Annotated in this window: 15 protein-coding genes; 7 read left to right on the top strand and 8 right to left on the bottom strand. The window is 69.3% G+C overall.

What is annotated here, in order from left to right; genetic code table 11:
- Positions 1-2 precede the first annotated feature (2 nt).
- On the top strand, positions 3-689 hold the full coding sequence (locus HUN07_RS08815; RefSeq protein ID WP_114718466.1) for an ABC transporter permease: 687 nt from the start codon (positions 3-5) through the stop codon (positions 687-689).
- 1 nt (position 690) lies between these two features.
- On the top strand, positions 691-1,479 hold the full coding sequence (locus HUN07_RS08810) for an ABC transporter permease (protein ID WP_254622859.1): 789 nt from the start codon (positions 691-693) through the stop codon (positions 1,477-1,479).
- On the opposite strand, the gene HUN07_RS08805 is transcribed toward HUN07_RS08810, so the two are convergent.
- Positions 1,406-2,860 carry an MFS transporter gene (locus HUN07_RS08805; RefSeq protein WP_114718465.1) on the bottom strand — a complete coding sequence of 485 codons (1,455 nt, stop codon included), beginning with the start codon at positions 2,858-2,860 and terminating at the stop codon, positions 1,406-1,408. The genes HUN07_RS08810 and HUN07_RS08805 overlap by 74 nt on opposite strands.
- Positions 2,861-2,994: 134 nt before the next feature.
- On the opposite strand from HUN07_RS08805, the gene HUN07_RS08800 reads away from it, so the two are divergent.
- The gene (locus tag HUN07_RS08800; protein WP_114718464.1) at positions 2,995-3,459 is read left to right on the top strand and encodes a MarR family winged helix-turn-helix transcriptional regulator; all 465 of its coding nucleotides are present in this window, start codon (positions 2,995-2,997) and stop codon (positions 3,457-3,459) included.
- A 91-nt stretch (positions 3,460-3,550) separates the two neighbouring features.
- On the opposite strand, the gene HUN07_RS08795 is transcribed toward HUN07_RS08800, so the two are convergent.
- The 5 genes from HUN07_RS08795 to HUN07_RS08775 form a co-directional block, all read right to left on the bottom strand.
- Entirely contained in the window at positions 3,551-4,741 is a 1,191-nt protein-coding gene (locus tag HUN07_RS08795; protein WP_114718463.1) for an NAD(P)-dependent malic enzyme, read from the bottom strand.
- 362 nt (positions 4,742-5,103) lie between these two features.
- A complete protein-coding gene (locus tag HUN07_RS08790) occupies positions 5,104-5,418 on the bottom strand; it encodes a hypothetical protein (RefSeq protein ID WP_174914559.1) in 315 nt (104 codons plus the stop codon).
- Positions 5,418-6,302 carry a PHP domain-containing protein gene (locus HUN07_RS08785; RefSeq protein WP_114718461.1) on the bottom strand — a complete coding sequence of 295 codons (885 nt, stop codon included), beginning with the start codon at positions 6,300-6,302 and terminating at the stop codon, positions 5,418-5,420. The genes HUN07_RS08790 and HUN07_RS08785 overlap by 1 nt, the downstream gene beginning before the upstream one ends.
- Before the next feature lie 54 nt (positions 6,303-6,356).
- On the bottom strand, positions 6,357-6,944 hold the full coding sequence (locus tag HUN07_RS08780; protein ID WP_114718460.1) for a suppressor of fused domain protein: 588 nt from the start codon (positions 6,942-6,944) through the stop codon (positions 6,357-6,359).
- Positions 6,945-6,974: 30 nt separating this feature from the next.
- Positions 6,975-8,117, bottom strand: a complete 1,143-nt coding sequence (locus HUN07_RS08775; RefSeq protein ID WP_174909146.1) for a winged helix DNA-binding domain-containing protein — start codon at positions 8,115-8,117, stop codon at positions 6,975-6,977.
- Between the two features lie 166 nt (positions 8,118-8,283).
- Here HUN07_RS08775 and HUN07_RS08770 point away from each other — a divergent pair, with 166 nt between their 5' ends.
- Complete coding sequence (locus tag HUN07_RS08770) at positions 8,284-9,711, top strand: MFS transporter (protein WP_174909144.1); 1,428 nt, start codon at positions 8,284-8,286, stop codon at positions 9,709-9,711.
- Here the strand turns inward: HUN07_RS08770 and HUN07_RS08765 are convergent.
- Positions 9,708-10,196 carry a general stress protein gene (locus HUN07_RS08765; protein WP_114718457.1) on the bottom strand — a complete coding sequence of 163 codons (489 nt, stop codon included), beginning with the start codon at positions 10,194-10,196 and terminating at the stop codon, positions 9,708-9,710. The two genes, HUN07_RS08770 and HUN07_RS08765, sit on opposite strands and share 4 nt — an antisense overlap.
- Before the next feature lie 96 nt (positions 10,197-10,292).
- Complete coding sequence (locus HUN07_RS08760) at positions 10,293-11,255, bottom strand: HpcH/HpaI aldolase/citrate lyase family protein (protein WP_174909142.1); 963 nt, start codon at positions 11,253-11,255, stop codon at positions 10,293-10,295.
- A 56-nt stretch (positions 11,256-11,311) separates the two neighbouring features.
- Between HUN07_RS08760 and HUN07_RS08755 the strand changes: the two genes are divergently transcribed.
- From HUN07_RS08755 to HUN07_RS08745, 3 genes are all read left to right on the top strand, one after another.
- A complete protein-coding gene (locus HUN07_RS08755) occupies positions 11,312-12,586 on the top strand; it encodes a magnesium transporter MgtE N-terminal domain-containing protein (RefSeq protein WP_114718455.1) in 1,275 nt (424 codons plus the stop codon).
- On the top strand, positions 12,579-13,112 hold the full coding sequence (locus tag HUN07_RS08750) for a DUF1003 domain-containing protein (protein WP_114718454.1): 534 nt from the start codon (positions 12,579-12,581) through the stop codon (positions 13,110-13,112). The genes HUN07_RS08755 and HUN07_RS08750 overlap by 8 nt, the downstream gene beginning before the upstream one ends.
- 238 nt (positions 13,113-13,350) lie before the next feature.
- A complete protein-coding gene (locus tag HUN07_RS08745; RefSeq protein ID WP_254622858.1) occupies positions 13,351-14,382 on the top strand; it encodes a lytic transglycosylase domain-containing protein in 1,032 nt (343 codons plus the stop codon).
- The last annotated feature ends 8 nt before the right edge of the window (positions 14,383-14,390 follow it).

The raw sequence follows: 14,390 nt of genomic DNA, 5'->3' as shown, positions 1-14,390 counted from the left end.
GTGTGCGCTGGCTGATCGACAACTTCTCGCACGTGCTGGAACTGACCCGCACACACCTCTATCTGGCGCTGCTTCCGCTCCTGATCGGTCTGGTGATCGCGGTGCCGGTCGGCACCGCGATCCGGGGTGTCCGCTGGCTGCGCCGCACCACCCTCGTCGCCGCGAGTATCGCGTTCACGATCCCGTCGCTGGCGCTGTTCGTGACCATTCCGAGTGTGTTCGGGCTGAGCGTCCTCGACCCGAACAACGTCGTGATCGCGCTGAGCGTGTACTCCACCGCGCTGCTGATCCGTGTGGTTCCGGAGGCGTTGGACGCGGTGCCGGACGATGTCGTGGACGCCGCGACCGCGATCGGGTTCACGCCGCTGCGCCGCGCGCTCACCGTCGAACTCCCCCTGGCCCTGCCCGTCCTGATCGCGAACGTCCGGGTCGTGGCCGTCACCAACATCTCGCTCGTGTCGGTGGGCTCGCTGATCGGAGTGGGCGGCCTGGGTGAGCTGTTCACGAAGGGCTACCAGCGGGACTACCCGGACCAGATCGTGGCCGGCATCATCGCGATCGTCGCGCTGGCGCTGATCTTCGACGCCGCGCTGTACGTCCTGGGTCGGCTGCTCACGCCGTGGGAGCACGGCCCGCGCCCCGATCGTTCCCGGCGCGACACCCTCGAGTTGTCCGAGGGGCCGGCCTGACATGTTCACGAGCGCATGGGACTTCATCGTCGACCCCGCCAACTGGCAGGGTCCGACCGGGATCGGCGCCCGGATCCTGCAGCATCTCTGGTACAGCCTGCTGGCGGTCGTGTTCGCGGCGGTGATCGCGGTGCCGGCAGGTCTGGCGATCGGTCACTTCCGCCGCGGCGAGATCGTCGTCGTGGGCGTGGTGAACGCGCTGCGGTCCCTGCCCACCCTGGGCGTGCTCACACTGCTGGTACTGCTACTGGGGCTGGGGTTGGTGCCGCCGATCCTCGCGCTGGTCCTGCTCGGTATCCCGCCGCTGCTGGCCGGCACGTACGCGGGCGTCGCGAACGTGGACCGGACCGTGGTGGACGCCGCGGAGGCGATGGGGATGACGCCGCTGCAGGTGCTGGTGCGGGTCGAGATCCCCAACGCGCTGCCGTTGATCCTCGGCGGGCTGCGCAGCGCGACCCTGCAGGTGATCGCCACCGCGACCGTCGCCGCGTACGTCAATCTGGGTGGCCTCGGCCGCTACATCTTCGACGGACTGGCGTTGCGCAGCTACGACCGCGTCCTGGTCGGCGCGATCCTGGTGGCGGTGCTGGCTCTGATCGTCGACGGCGTGCTGGCCGCGGCGGTGTGGGCGTCGGTGCCCGGCACCGGGCGCCTGCGCCGCCCCTACATCGCACCGAGCACCGCACCGACCGTCCCCACCGACTCCGAAGCTCCCGTCACAGTCGGTCCGCAGCCGGACCCTCGCGGGGGATCGCTGCGGCGAACGCGACCGCCGATACGCCGGCGATGACTGCGATGACGAACGCCGTCGTGAAACCGCGTTCGCTCGGGAGTTCTCCTGCACCGAAGCCGGTGGTGATGAGCGTCGTCGACAGGATGGCCGTCGTCACGGCACTCGAGATCGACGTTCCCAGGGAGCGTCCGAGAGTGTTGATTCCGTTCGCCTGGCCGGACTGGGCCCGGTCGACGTGCAGGAGAATCAGAGCGGGCGCCGCGGAGAAGCAGAACGCGACGCTACCCATGATGAGCATGCTCGCCGCGACCAACTGCCAGAGCTGACCGTGGAACGGTACGAGAAACACGTACCCGGCGGCGAACCCGCTCGCGCCTATGACCATCGTGATCTTCGGGCCGAACCGCTCCGACACCCGCGCCGCGATGCCCGGCATCGTCAGCGACACCAGGCCGCTCGGGGCGACACAGAGACCCGTGAAGACGAGGGACTTCCCCAGTCCGAATCCCGTCTGGGTCGGTAGCTGCATCAACTGAGGCTGCGCGAGCAGGATCACGTACATACCGATTCCGACCGCGATCGTGGCCAGGTTCGTGAACAGGATCGGGCGGGTCGCGGTCGTACGCAGGTCGAGCAACGGCGCACTGATCCGCAACTCGTACCACCCCCACAACGCGAGCACGATCACGGAACCGGCGAGTGTGCCGATCGTCGCCGCGGAACCCCATCCCCACAGGTTTCCGTTGCTGAGGGCGATCAGGAGGCCGATCACGCCGATACTCAGCCCCACTGCGCCCACGACATCGACTCGCGTGCCCGGCCGCCCGGTCGTTTCCGGCACGACGGCGACGATGCCGGCCAGAGCGATGAGGCCGAGAACCACACACGCACCGAACAACCCGCGCAGCCCGACGAACTCGGCGGCCACGGCGCTCACCGTGAAGCCGAGAGCACCGCCCACACCCACCATCGCGCTGACCAGGCTGACCGACTTGAACACGCGGTCGCCGTGCACGAACGAACGCAACGCACTGATGCCCAGGGGGATCATCGCCATCGTGACGCCCTGGAGGACACGGGCGACGATCATCGGACCGACTGTCGTCGCCGATGCGCCGATCGCCGATCCGGCAACCATGCAGGCCATGGCGATGACCATCATCCGCCGCTGACCGTAGAGGTCACCGAGACTGCCGAACAGCACACTGCTGATCGCTCCCGACAGGAGCATCGCGGTCACCATCCACGAAGTCGCACCGGACGATGCGTTCAGCATTTCGGGGAGCTCCGGCAGCATCGGGACGACGAGGGCCTGCATCATCGTGCCCAGCAGCGCCGAGAAGGCGATGACGGGCACGGTCATTCTCGAGCGCTTCCCGTCGGCGTCGTCGTCGCGATCCGCGTCGAGGCGGCCTCGGTCCGTGTTGGTCGGCCGCACTGCCCGCAACGGTCCATCCCTTCTCTCTGGAGTCGGCTGAACCGGAAGGCGAGCCGAACCATTTATATCAGGTCCCTGATAAGGCACCTGATATAGACTGCCGGCAACGGCACGACGAACTCGAGGAGACCACCGTGGCGGACTATCTGTCCGACCTTCTCTCGCAACCGGATCCGACCGGACTCGACAACCTTCATCACCGACTCCGGTATGTCTCCCAACTCGCGCTACGCGTCGTCGACGACGAGATGGCGACGATCGATCTCACGATCGCGAGGTACACGGTGCTCGCGGCGATCAAGCGCCACCCAGGTGTTTCGGGCGCGGCGCTGGCGAACACGACGCTGCAGACGCCCCAGTCCCTCACGAGCATGGCCGCGATCCTGGAACGCGACGGCCTGATCCTCCGCACCCCGGGCAAGGGGAGGATCATCGGTCATTCCCTCACCGACGCGGGCGAAACGGCCGCCGCCGCAGGCCGGGACATCCTGGAGGACTTCCACGGTCGGCTGGTCGAGGAACTCGGCGCCGAGCGAGTGCGACGCCTCAATGCCGACCTCGACGCGTTCGCTGCGGCGCTACTCGCGCAACGACGTTGACGGGGACCGGGCCAGAACACGAAAACGCTCGGCCGGGGAACCCCGGCCGAGCGTTTCGCTGATCCGATAGACGCGATGCGCCCTGGACGTCCTACGCGACGCCCTCGTCCTTGGCCGCCTGCGCGACCGCCGCGGCGACCGCCGGGGCAACCCGCGGGTCCAGCGGGCTCGGGACGATCTTGTCGACCGCGAGCTCGTCGCCGAGCACCGACAGGATCGCCTCCGCGGCTGCCAGCTTCATGCCCTCGGTGATCCGGCGCGCACCGGCGTCCAGGGCGCCCTTGAAGACACCGGGGAACGCGAGCACGTTGTTGATCTGGTTCGGGAAATCGCTGCGGCCCGTCGCGACGATCGCGGCGTACTTGCTCGCGATGTCGGGGTGGATCTCGGGATCCGGGTTCGACATCGCGAAGATGATCGACTCGGGAGCCATCGTCGCGATGATCTCCTCGGGCACCGTGCCCGCCGAGACACCCAGGAACACGTCGGCGCCGTCGAGTGCCTCGACGATCCCACCGGTGCGTCCGGCCGGGTTGGTGCGAGCAGCGAGGTCGGCCTTGATCTCGTTGAGATCGCCGCGGTCGCTCGAGACGATGCCCTTCGAATCCAGGACGGTCACGTCGGGCACACCCGCAGCGAGCAGGATGTTGGCGCACGCGACACCGGCTGCACCGGCACCGGAGATCACCACGCGCAGACCCTCGATCCCGCGGTTCTGGACCTTCGCGGCACCGCGCAGCGCCGCGAGCGCCACGATGGCCGTGCCGTGCTGATCGTCGTGCATCACGGGGCAGTCCAGCGCCTCGATGACGCGGCGCTCGATCTCGAAGCAGCGCGGCGCCGAGATGTCCTCGAGGTTCACTGCGCCGAAACTCGGGCGCAGACGGATCAGGGTCTCGACGATCTCGTCGGGATCCTTGGTGTCGAGCACCAGCGGGATCGAGTTGAGGCCGGCGAAGTTCTTGAACAGCGCCGACTTGCCCTCCATGACGGGAAGCGAGGCGCGCGGGCCGATGTCGCCGAGGCCCAGAACCGCGGTGCCGTCGCTCACGACGACGACGAGCCGGCTGGTCCACGTGTAGCGATCGGCCAGCGTCTCGTCGGCGTGGATCGCACGGCTGACCTGCGCAACACCGGGGGTGTACGCGATCGACAGCGCACGCTGGGAATCGAGGGGCGCGGTCGTCTCAACTGAGAGCTTGCCACCGATGTGGCCCGCGAAAATTTCCTCGTCGGTGATTTCGACCTTTGGCGTTACGGAAGCTTCAGACACAGGGGACACGATGACACTCCTCTTGAGGCCAGACTCACTCGGGTCCTGGTTACTGAGAAGTAACCGTCTCGGCAAGATGAAAACGAGACAGCACTTCGAAACACAGGATTTGATCGGTTGCAGCTACCGGGGCGCGCGATCGCTGCACTACTGCCGGAGCGTGATGGCGCCGGGCGGGGTGGGCCCTGGCTCAAGTTCTGCCACCTGGAGAACTCCAACGAAGGGCGGTAGCACCCACGTGGAGTGCAGTAATTCTGCACCATCGGGAGGCAGGAATCAAATCCGTCAGATCGGTCGAAACCTCACCGAAAAGTGGTTCTACCTGTGAGGACGCACAGTGTCGCGCGCCGGATGGCGACGAAAGTGGGCGGTCAGGACCACCACTGGCTCCACAGCAACAGCCCGGTGATCGCCAGCGCCGCGATCGCCGACATCACCGCGGCTCCCCCGCGGCGCCGATCCGCGAACACCTGGAGCCCGACAACGGCGACACTCGCCAGCGCGTGCGCGGTGATCGACTCGCCGCCCGGCCCGGGGAAACCGCGGTCCGACGCGAGGTACGCGGTACCGATCACGACGAGCGTGAGGACCACGACGCCGCCCGCCACGACACCGGACAGCCCCCGCAGGGCACGCACCGCCCACGAGTCACCCCGACGACGGACGCCGTCGAATCCGTCCCGCATCACCGGCCGGATCCCCCGATCGTGACGTCGCTGCCGGAGAGCACCGGCACTCCACTCGCCCGCGCCACCAGCGCCTCGAACTCGCCGGGATCGGTGGTGTGCCGGCCGAGCTCGATGGTCTTGTTCGACCCGTGGTAGTCCGACGACCCGGTGGTGATCAGATCCAGTTCGGACGCCAGCGACCGCAGGACCGCGACGTCGTGCTCGTCGTGATCGGGGTGGTCGACCTCGAGTCCACCCAGACCGCGCTCGGCGAGTACACGGATGTGGTCGAGCGACAGCAGCCGTCCGCGCGTGCGGGCCCGGGCGTGCGCGATCACACTCACCCCGCCGGCACCGGCGACCATCTGGACCGCGTGCTCGAGCGGGGTGTCGACCTTGTGCACGTAGTAGCGGCTCCGGGTGGACAGCAGATCGGTGAACGCCTCGCCGACGCTGGCGACCACGCCGGCACGGACCAGCGCCTGCGCCAGGTGCGGCCGTCCGACAGCGGGGCCGGCGTCGGCCATCAGCGCGTCGGGATCGATCGGAAGCCCGTCGTCGGCCATCCGTGTCGCCATCGCACGCAGCCGCGCCACCCGCTCCCCGCGCAGGCGCTCGCGCTCGACGGCGAATTCGCGCGCGCTCGGATCGAACAGGTAGGCCAGCAGGTGCACGGCCACCGGACGCCCGTCCTCGCCCCGCCCCTCGCACGACATCTCCATGCCCCGCACCAACTGCATTCCGGCGGGAAGGGCGGCCGCCGCGTCGCTCCAGCCTGCGGTGGTGTCGTGGTCGGTGATCGCGAGTACGTCGACTCCGGCCCGCGCCGCGGCGTGCACCAGTTCCGTCGGCGTGTCCGTGCCGTCGGAGGCGGTCGAGTGGGTGTGGAGATCGATACGCACCGGTCCAGTGTGTCAGGTCCGAAAGATGTGCGCTGCGCCCGCTTTACCGGCGGGTCACAAGGCGGCGGCGCCCCGATCGGGGTCGCGCACGTCGATTCCGGCCTCCGCCCAGGCCTCACGCAGCGCGGCGGCGCCGCGCAGACGCACCCACGCCGCCTCGGTTCCGGTCAACGGCACCACCGAGAGGAACTGGACGGGGTCCAGAGGTTCGGGCAGCACCAGGTCCGGGATCTCGCTGGGCCCCAGCAGAACCGCGGTGAACGGCACGCCCTTCCACAGCGGCTCCCCCAGGTCGATCAGGCCGTCCGGCTTGAGGACCACGCCCTCGACGGACGGTGCAGCGGCGAGGACGGCCAGCGTGCGGTGCACGCCGGACGCGACGCCCGCGCCGCCGACGAGGCTGAGCACCAGTTCGGCGCGCGGACCACGTGTCGGGTCGGCGATCATGTCGCTCGGATCGCCCATCGGGTGCCGCGAGCACCCCAGGCTCGCGTAGCGGACCGGACCATCACCGTCGCCGGGGTAGCGGAGGACATCGACGGGTTCGACTCCGAGGAACGTCACGGACGCGGCGGTCGGCTCCGGCCCGCCGATGTATTCGTCGAGATGTGCGCGTACGGCGGAGATAACGCTGTCAGTCACACACCCATCTAACACCCGGGCGCGCGAGGCTCACTCCGCTCGCCCGATCCGCACATCGAACGTCTCGGCCTCCGGGTGGGCGAAGCGCAGCAGACGCCGCCCCTCCGCCTCCACGGCCGCCGCGTGGGTGCGGGCGAGGGTCCGGAAGGTCGAGACCTCGAGCACCGCGGTCGCACCCTCCATCCGCGCTGCGATCCATCCGGCGACAGTGCCGCCGACGAGCAGCGCGGGCTTGACGATCCCGTTCTGCGTGAACAGCGCCCGCCTGTGCTCGTCGGCGAGGAAACGCGTGCGATCGGCGTACGAGAGCAGCATGTTGTCGTACGGCGCGAGGAACCGCACCGGGGCCGGGACCGAGGCGTCGGGCCGCGGAGCGTCCGGAAGGTCGAACAGCTCGGCCCCCGCCTCCGACGAGAATCGTTCGAGCCCGGGCCGCAGGCGGTCGACCACCTCCCCCAGCCGGGTGAGGCCGGACCAGGCCTGGACATCGCGCACGCTCGCGGGACCGTACGCCGCGAGGTACCGGAGCACCATCTGCTCCACCGAGGGGGCCGACGCCGCGGACCTGCCCACCCACGAGTCCAGTGTGGTGCACACCGCAGACCCCGACCGGCCCCACAGTCCGCGGGGTGGAAGCTGCACGAGCGGGACCAGCCCGCGCACCCCGTGCGCGAGGGCGTTCGGGTCACGTCCGGGCCAACACTCGGCCAGCAGCGGGCGCAACTGTGCCATCGTGCGGGGCTCTTGCTCGACGAGTCGCCGTCCGACCGCCGCGAGTTCGACCCGGTCGATTCCGGCCAGGTGCGGGGCGTGTTGCGTAGTGGTGTCGAGATCGCGGTCGAAGAGCGGCTGGACGAGAGCCCGGAGCGCGAACGCATCGTCGGCGGTCACCAGATGGACGGTGCCACGCGTCAAGGCGATGCGGACCACCTCGCCGCGTTCGATCAGCCTGGCGAGATGCTCGGGCCGAAATCCCTTCAGCCGCGACCACAACGCGAAGTACGGCGCCGACGGGGACTGCGCCTGGACGCCGTACAGGTGCTCCACCGTCGTGAGCGTGTCGCCGGCGCTGCGCCGCAGTAGGTGCTGACGCGCGAGCGTTGCCCGCCCTGCCGAACGCTGCGACAACGCGTGGGGCCGAACGGTGGTCGGGCTCGGGCGTCGAACGTTCATGGGCTCGAACCTACTTCGATCCTCTCCCGACCACAGGGAAGCCGACTGGACATCCCCTACCCGACGCACTAGTTAGATGAATTAACCAATTTGCACTCCCCCTTGCCTCGCGCACACCTTGCTCCGCCCTTTGCTCGATCTCGTTCAGATTCGTCCAGGAGTCCCCTTGCCCCGCAATGAAACCCGCCCGCCCGGCACCGCCCTGACCGCCACGCTCTGCTTCGTCATCCTCGTCGCGTCGGTCCAGCAGACCATCGTCATCCCCCTGTCCGGTGTGATCGGCCACCAGCTCGACGTCGACACGACCGCGATCGGCTGGACGCTCACCGCGAGCTTCCTCGCGGCGGCGGTCACCACACCGATAGCGGGCCGGATGGCGGATCTGCGCCGCAAGCGGACGGTCCTGCTGGGCGTCCTGGTGATCGTGCTGGTCGGGTCGATCATCGGGGCCGTCACCGAGTCGCTGCCGTGGCTGCTGGTCGCACGCGTGCTGCAGGGTCTGTCGTTCGCAGCCTTCCCGGTGAGTATCGCGATTCTGCGCGACGAGTTCACGCCGAAGCGGCTGACGTCCGCGATGGGCCTGCTGTCCGGCACGCTCGGTTTCGGCGGCGCCATCGGCATGGTCCTGACCGGACTGCTCGTCTCGGAGGGCACCGACTACCGACGAGTGTTCTGGCTCGCGACAGGCATGACGATCATCGCGCTCGTCGGCGTCGTCGCGACGGTGCCGTCCCGCCCGAACCCCACCCCCGGTCGGGTGGACTGGGCCGGCGCCGCACTGCTCGGCGCGGGGCTGGTGCTGCTGCTGATGCCGCTGGCCGAGGGCGTCCGGTGGGGCTGGACCTCGCCCGCGACGATCGGCTGCGCCTTCGGCGGCCTCGTCGTGCTGGGCGTCTGGTTCGCCCTCGAACGCCGGATCGGCCAGCCGCTCGTGCCGACCGAGATGCTCACTCGCCGGCCCGTGCTGTTCACCCACCTGGCCGGTCTGCTCGTCGGCGCCGGAATGTTCGTCAACGTCACGGCGGTGATGTACTTCGTGCAGAGTTCCCTCGGGGTCGCCGGCTACGGCTTCGACGCCGATCCGATGCGCGCCAGCGTGATGTTCATCCTCCCCGGCGCGACCGTGGGCGTGATCGCGTCGATCTGCAGCGGCATGCTCATCACCCGGTTCGGCCCGCGCAGCGTGATGGCGGCGGCATCCGTGCTCGGGGTGCTCGGGTTCGGTTCGATGATCGTGGCGCACGAGCACGCGTGGCAGGTGGTGTGCGCGTCGATGCTGATGTGCGCGTTCACGAGCCTGTCGTACGCGTCCCTGCCCGCGTTGCTGGTCGCGGAGGTGGAACCGGGCCTGACGGGCGTCGCCAACAGCGTCAACTCGATCGCCCGGACCGTCGGCAGCAGCGTCGCGAGCGCCCTGTTGGCGACCCTGCTCACGACCCACACTGCCGCCGGTGTAGCCACGGTGGACGCCTACCTGATCGCGTTCGCGATCGGTGCCGGATGCGCTGTGGCCGCGACCCTGCTGGTGTTCCTCGCTACCGCGAAGTCCCACCGGCGCCGGCAGGCCGGTGCGGAAGCGGCGCCGGTCGGCTAGAGCGCAAGCTTGGCCAGCATGTCGCGGGCGGACTCCGCCGTCTTCGGGTCGCACAGCACGTCGTAACGTCCGGCCACCAACTGCATCGTCGACGAGAAGTCGCGCGTGCCACGGGCCGCCGCGTACGGGATTGTGGTGGAGATCAGCCCGAAGATGATGCCGCCGAACACGCCCACCAGCAACGGTCCGAGGAATCCGCCGGTGAAGATGCCGAGCAGGAGGCCGAAGAACACGCCCAGCCAGGCACCCGAAACGATGCCGCCACCAATGACTTTGGCCCAGGTCAGCCTGCCGAGCACGCGCTCGACCTGCATCAGGTCGACGCCGACGATCGTGACGTCCTCGACCGAGAACTCCTGATCCGACAGGTAGTCCACGGCGCGCTGCGCCTCGGCGTACGTCGGATACGAACCGATGGGCCAGCCGGTGGGCGGCGTCGGTAGCCCGCGGCCCTGTCGGTTCGGCTGCGAGAGTGGATTCGTCATCGTCTTCGTCTCTTCTGCTCGGGGGCGTGCGATATGTCCGGTTCTACCGATGTCCGGTTCTTGATATCAATTGTGCCCGCACCGAGCGACGAGCGCCTACCCGTTCGCGGGCGGCGTGAACCCCGACGTGCGCGCCATGCCGGCCGCGCGCCCCTTCGCCGAGATCACCAGGGCCATCTTGCGGCTCGCCTCGTCGATCATCTCGTCACCGAGCATGACCGCACCGCGTCCGCCACCCTCCGCGGAGGTGTGGAACTGGTAGGCGTCGAGGATCATCTCCGCCTGGTCGAAGTCTTGCTGCCGCGGGCTGAAGACCTCGTTCGCGGCGTCGATCTGGGTGGGGTGCAGGACCCACTTGCCGTCGAACCCCAGTGCGGCCGTCCGCTGCGCGGAGCGACGGAACGCGTCGACGTCCCGGATCTGCAGGTACGGGCCGTCGATGGCCTGCAGGTCGTGCGCCCGCGCGGCCATCAGGATCGTCATCAGGATGTGGTGGTAGGCGTCGCCGCGGTCGTACCCGTCGGGCTGCTCGCCGACCACGAGCGTGCGCATGTTGATGCTGGCCATGAAGTCCGCCGGACCGAACACGAGCGTCTGGACGCGCGGGCTGGCGGTCGCGATCGCGTTGATGTTCGTCAGGCCGATCGCATTCTCGATCTGCGGTTCGATGCCGATCCGGCCCACCTCGAGGCCGTTGGCCTTCTCGATCTGCGTCAGCAGCAGGTCGAGGGCCTGAACGTGACTGGCGTCGGGCACCTTCGGCAGCAGCACGGCGTCGAGATTGGCGCCCGCGCCGCCGACCACGGTCGCGATGTCCGCGTGGGTCCACTCGGTGGTCCAGTCGTTGACCCGCACCACCTTGATCTGCTCGCCCCACCCGTCCTCGTTGAGCGCGTCGACGATCCGCGCCCGCGCCTCGGCCTTCGCGATCGGCGCCACCGCGTCCTCGAGGTCGAGGAAGATCTCGTCGGCAGGCAGACCCTTCGCCTTGTCGATCATCTTCCGGCTCGAACCCGGCACCGCCAGGACGGACCGACGCGGCCTGATACGAGAAGTCATGACCGACGGCCCTCCGAATTCAGTGGATCACACAGCAAGGATCTAGCCTTTTCATCATGGCAGCTGTGAACAAGGTATTCGCAGCCAGGCTCGCCGGCCTGGTGGTTCTCGGACCGGACGGCGAGTCGATCGGGCGTGTGCGGGACGTGGTCCTGACAATCCGAATAGGCCGACAACCGCCCCGGGTGCTGGGTCTGGTCATCGAAATGTTCACGCGCAAGAGAATTTTCGTGCCCATGCTCCGCGTCACCGCGATCGAACCGGCGTCGGTCACCCTCAAGACCGGCAACGTCAGTCTGCGCCGCTTCACCCAGCGTCCGACCGAGATCCTGGCACTCGCCCAGGTTCTCGATTCCCGCGTCCGGATCGACGATCCGGAGGTCACCGAGACCATCGGAACCGATGCGGTGATCGTCGACCTCGGGATCGAGCTCACCCGCACCCGCGACTGGGTGGTCTCCCGGGTCGCGGTGCGTGCTCCGCGCGGGCGACTCGGCCGCCGCTCCGCGATCCACGTCGTCGACTGGCAGCACGTGCACGGGCTGACCCCGACCGCCCTGTCGATGCCGGGCCAGGGCGTCTCCCAGCTGCTGATGCAGTTCGAGGGCATGCGCCCCGCCGACGTCGCGCACGCGATGCGCGAGCTGCCCGAGAAGCGCCGCCACGAGGTGGCATTCGCGCTCGACGACGAACGCCTCGCCGACGTCGTGCAGGAGCTGCCCGCCGACGACCAGACCGACCTGCTGCTCCACCTCGAGGTCGAACGCGCGGCGGACGTGCTCGAGGCGATGGACCCCGACGACGCCGCCGACCTCCTCGGCGAGCTCCCCGAGACCGACGCCGAGTCGTTGCTGCAGCTGATGGATCCGGAGGACTCCGCCCCGGTCCGTCGTCTCCTCGAGCACTCCCCCGACACCGCGGGCGGTCTCATGACGCCCGAGCCGGTGGTCCTGACGCCGTCCACGACGGTCGCCGAGGCGCTGGCCCGCGCCCGCAACGCCGACCTGACCCCCGCGCTCGCCAGCATGGTCTTCGTGGTGCGGCCACCGACCGCGACGCCGACCGGGCGATATCTGGGGTGCGTCCACCTGCAACGGCTGCTCCGCGAGCCGCCCGCGAGCCTTGTCGGCGGCGTGCTCGACGACGACCTGCCCCGACTCGATCCCGAGGACTCGCTCGCCACCGTCACGCGGTACTTCGCCACCTACAACCTGGTGTGCGCGCCCGTCGTCGACGACGAGCACCATCTGCTCGGCGCGGTGACCGTCGACGACGTGCTCGACCACCTCCTGCCGACGGACTGGCGTGAAGAGGAGGCCGGCGATGAGTGAGCCGACCGGACGCCAGCGCCTCGAGACCCCCCGCGGGACTCGCGGGCTGCGCATGCACTTCGACGTCGAGGCCGTGGGCAGGGTGAGCGAGAGCATCGCACGGTTCCTCGGCACCGGCCGTTACCTACTGATCCAGACCGTGATCGTGATCGTGTGGATCGCGCTGAACATCTTCGCGGTGAGCCTGCAGTGGGATCCCTACCCGTTCATCCTGCTGAACCTCGCGTTCTCGACGCAGGCCGCGTACGCCGCGCCGCTGATCCTGCTGGCTCAGAACCGGCAGGAGAACCGCGACCGCGTCTCGCTCGAGGAGGACCGGGCGCGCGCCGAACAAACCAAGGCGGACACCGAGTTCCTGGCCCGCGAGCTGGCCGCGCTGCGGCTGGCGGTGGGCGAGGTCGCGACCCGGGACTACCTGCGCCGCGAACTCGACGACCTCAAGCAGATCCTCGCCGAACGCGACGCCCGACAGGACGACGACGGCGAACCCGGTCCATCCCCGAAGGCTCGCCCCGCGCGCAAGTAGCCCGGACACAGCGGACGATCCCCGCGGGTGCCACGGTTCCCCGACACGACCCGTCACCGATATGTAACGTGTGTCACATCGTTCGAGATGTATCCGACGGAACGCTCGGAACGAGGTACGTGAGCGTGGATGCAGGGTTCCTGCAAGGAGGGGTTGTCGAGTGCGTGTGCGTGGAACTGTCGGAGTGTCGGCCCTCGTCCTTGCCGGATTCGTGACAGCAGCGTCATCGATAGGTGGCGTGTTCGAGGCTCCCCCCACCGAGTCCGCGTCGGCCGCGGCGACCCACGACCTGGATCCCACCACCGAGCCTCCGGCCGCGCAGGCCGCCCTCATCCCCACCGTGGGGCTGGTCCCCGCCGCACCCCGGCCCGAGCGTCAACTGCGCACCGCGAAGCCGGCCGCGACGCCGACGATCCCGGACCCGGCGAGCCTGCTGCCCGGCGCCGCGCCGCGCTCGGTCCCGGTCCCCGTGGTGGTCGGCCCGCTCGGCATCCCGGAGATCGTCCTCAACGCCTACCGGTCGGCCGAGCTGACGATGGCGAGCACCCAGCCGGGTTGCGGACTGCAGTGGAACCTCCTCGCCGGCATCGGGAAGATCGAATCCGGCCACGCGGGTGGCGGCCAGACCGACGCGGCCGGCACCACCGTCACACCGATCCTCGGCCCCACCCTCAACGGACACCTGGCCGGCAACGAGATCATCACCGACACCGATCGCGGTCTGCTCGACGGTGATCCGACGCACGACCGCGCCGTCGGGCCGATGCAGTTCATTCCGAGCACCTGGGCGCGCTACGCGTCGGACGGCAACGGCGACGGCGTCGCGGACCCCAACAATGTCTTCGACGCCTCCCTCGCGGCGGCGCGGTACCTGTGTGCCGGCGGCCTCGATCTGAACGACCCGGCCCAGGCGTCGCGCGCCGTGCTGCGCTACAACAACTCGGCCTCGTACATGGCGAACGTCCTCGGATGGTCGGCGGCCTATCGGACCGGCGGAACAGCCGCCCCGTCGGTTCCCGTCACCCCCGCACCGCCCGAGCGGTCCCCCGATTCGGAGGCGGCATCGGTGGCCGCCGTGGCTCCCGAGTCCACGTCGGCCACACCGCCCACCGCACCCGCGGCACCGCCTGCCGAGCAGGTCCCCGCACCTGCGCCCGCGCCCATGCCCCTCCCCGTCATCCCCGGGCTTCCGCCGCTGCCGTGCCTCGTCTTCTGCCCGCCCGCCGCACCGGCGGAGGCACCCGCACCCCCACCGGGCCCGGTCGCATAACGGCGCCG

Origin of the sequence: Rhodococcus sp. W8901 (genome assembly GCF_013348805.1) — a bacterium.
Lineage (GTDB): Bacteria > Actinomycetota > Actinomycetes > Mycobacteriales > Mycobacteriaceae > Prescottella.
Note: the sequence above shows the minus strand (reverse complement) of the source record. Positions and strands in the feature narration are given on the sequence as shown.

Coding starts and splice junctions, on each gene's coding strand:
- HUN07_RS08755 (WP_114718455.1), top strand. CDS start 11,312: ATGGCAGCTGTGAACAAGGTATTCGCAGCCAGGCTCGCCGGCCTGGTG.
- HUN07_RS08790 (WP_174914559.1), bottom strand. CDS start 5,418: ATGCGGGACGGATTCGACGGCGTCCGTCGTCGGGGTGACTCGTGGGCG.
- HUN07_RS08765 (WP_114718457.1), bottom strand. CDS start 10,196: ATGACGAATCCACTCTCGCAGCCGAACCGACAGGGCCGCGGGCTACCG.
- HUN07_RS08775 (WP_174909146.1), bottom strand. CDS start 8,117: ATGAACGTTCGACGCCCGAGCCCGACCACCGTTCGGCCCCACGCGTTG.
- HUN07_RS08760 (WP_174909142.1), bottom strand. CDS start 11,255: ATGACTTCTCGTATCAGGCCGCGTCGGTCCGTCCTGGCGGTGCCGGGT.
- HUN07_RS08810 (WP_254622859.1), top strand. CDS start 691: ATGTTCACGAGCGCATGGGACTTCATCGTCGACCCCGCCAACTGGCAG.
- HUN07_RS08750 (WP_114718454.1), top strand. CDS start 12,579: ATGAGTGAGCCGACCGGACGCCAGCGCCTCGAGACCCCCCGCGGGACT.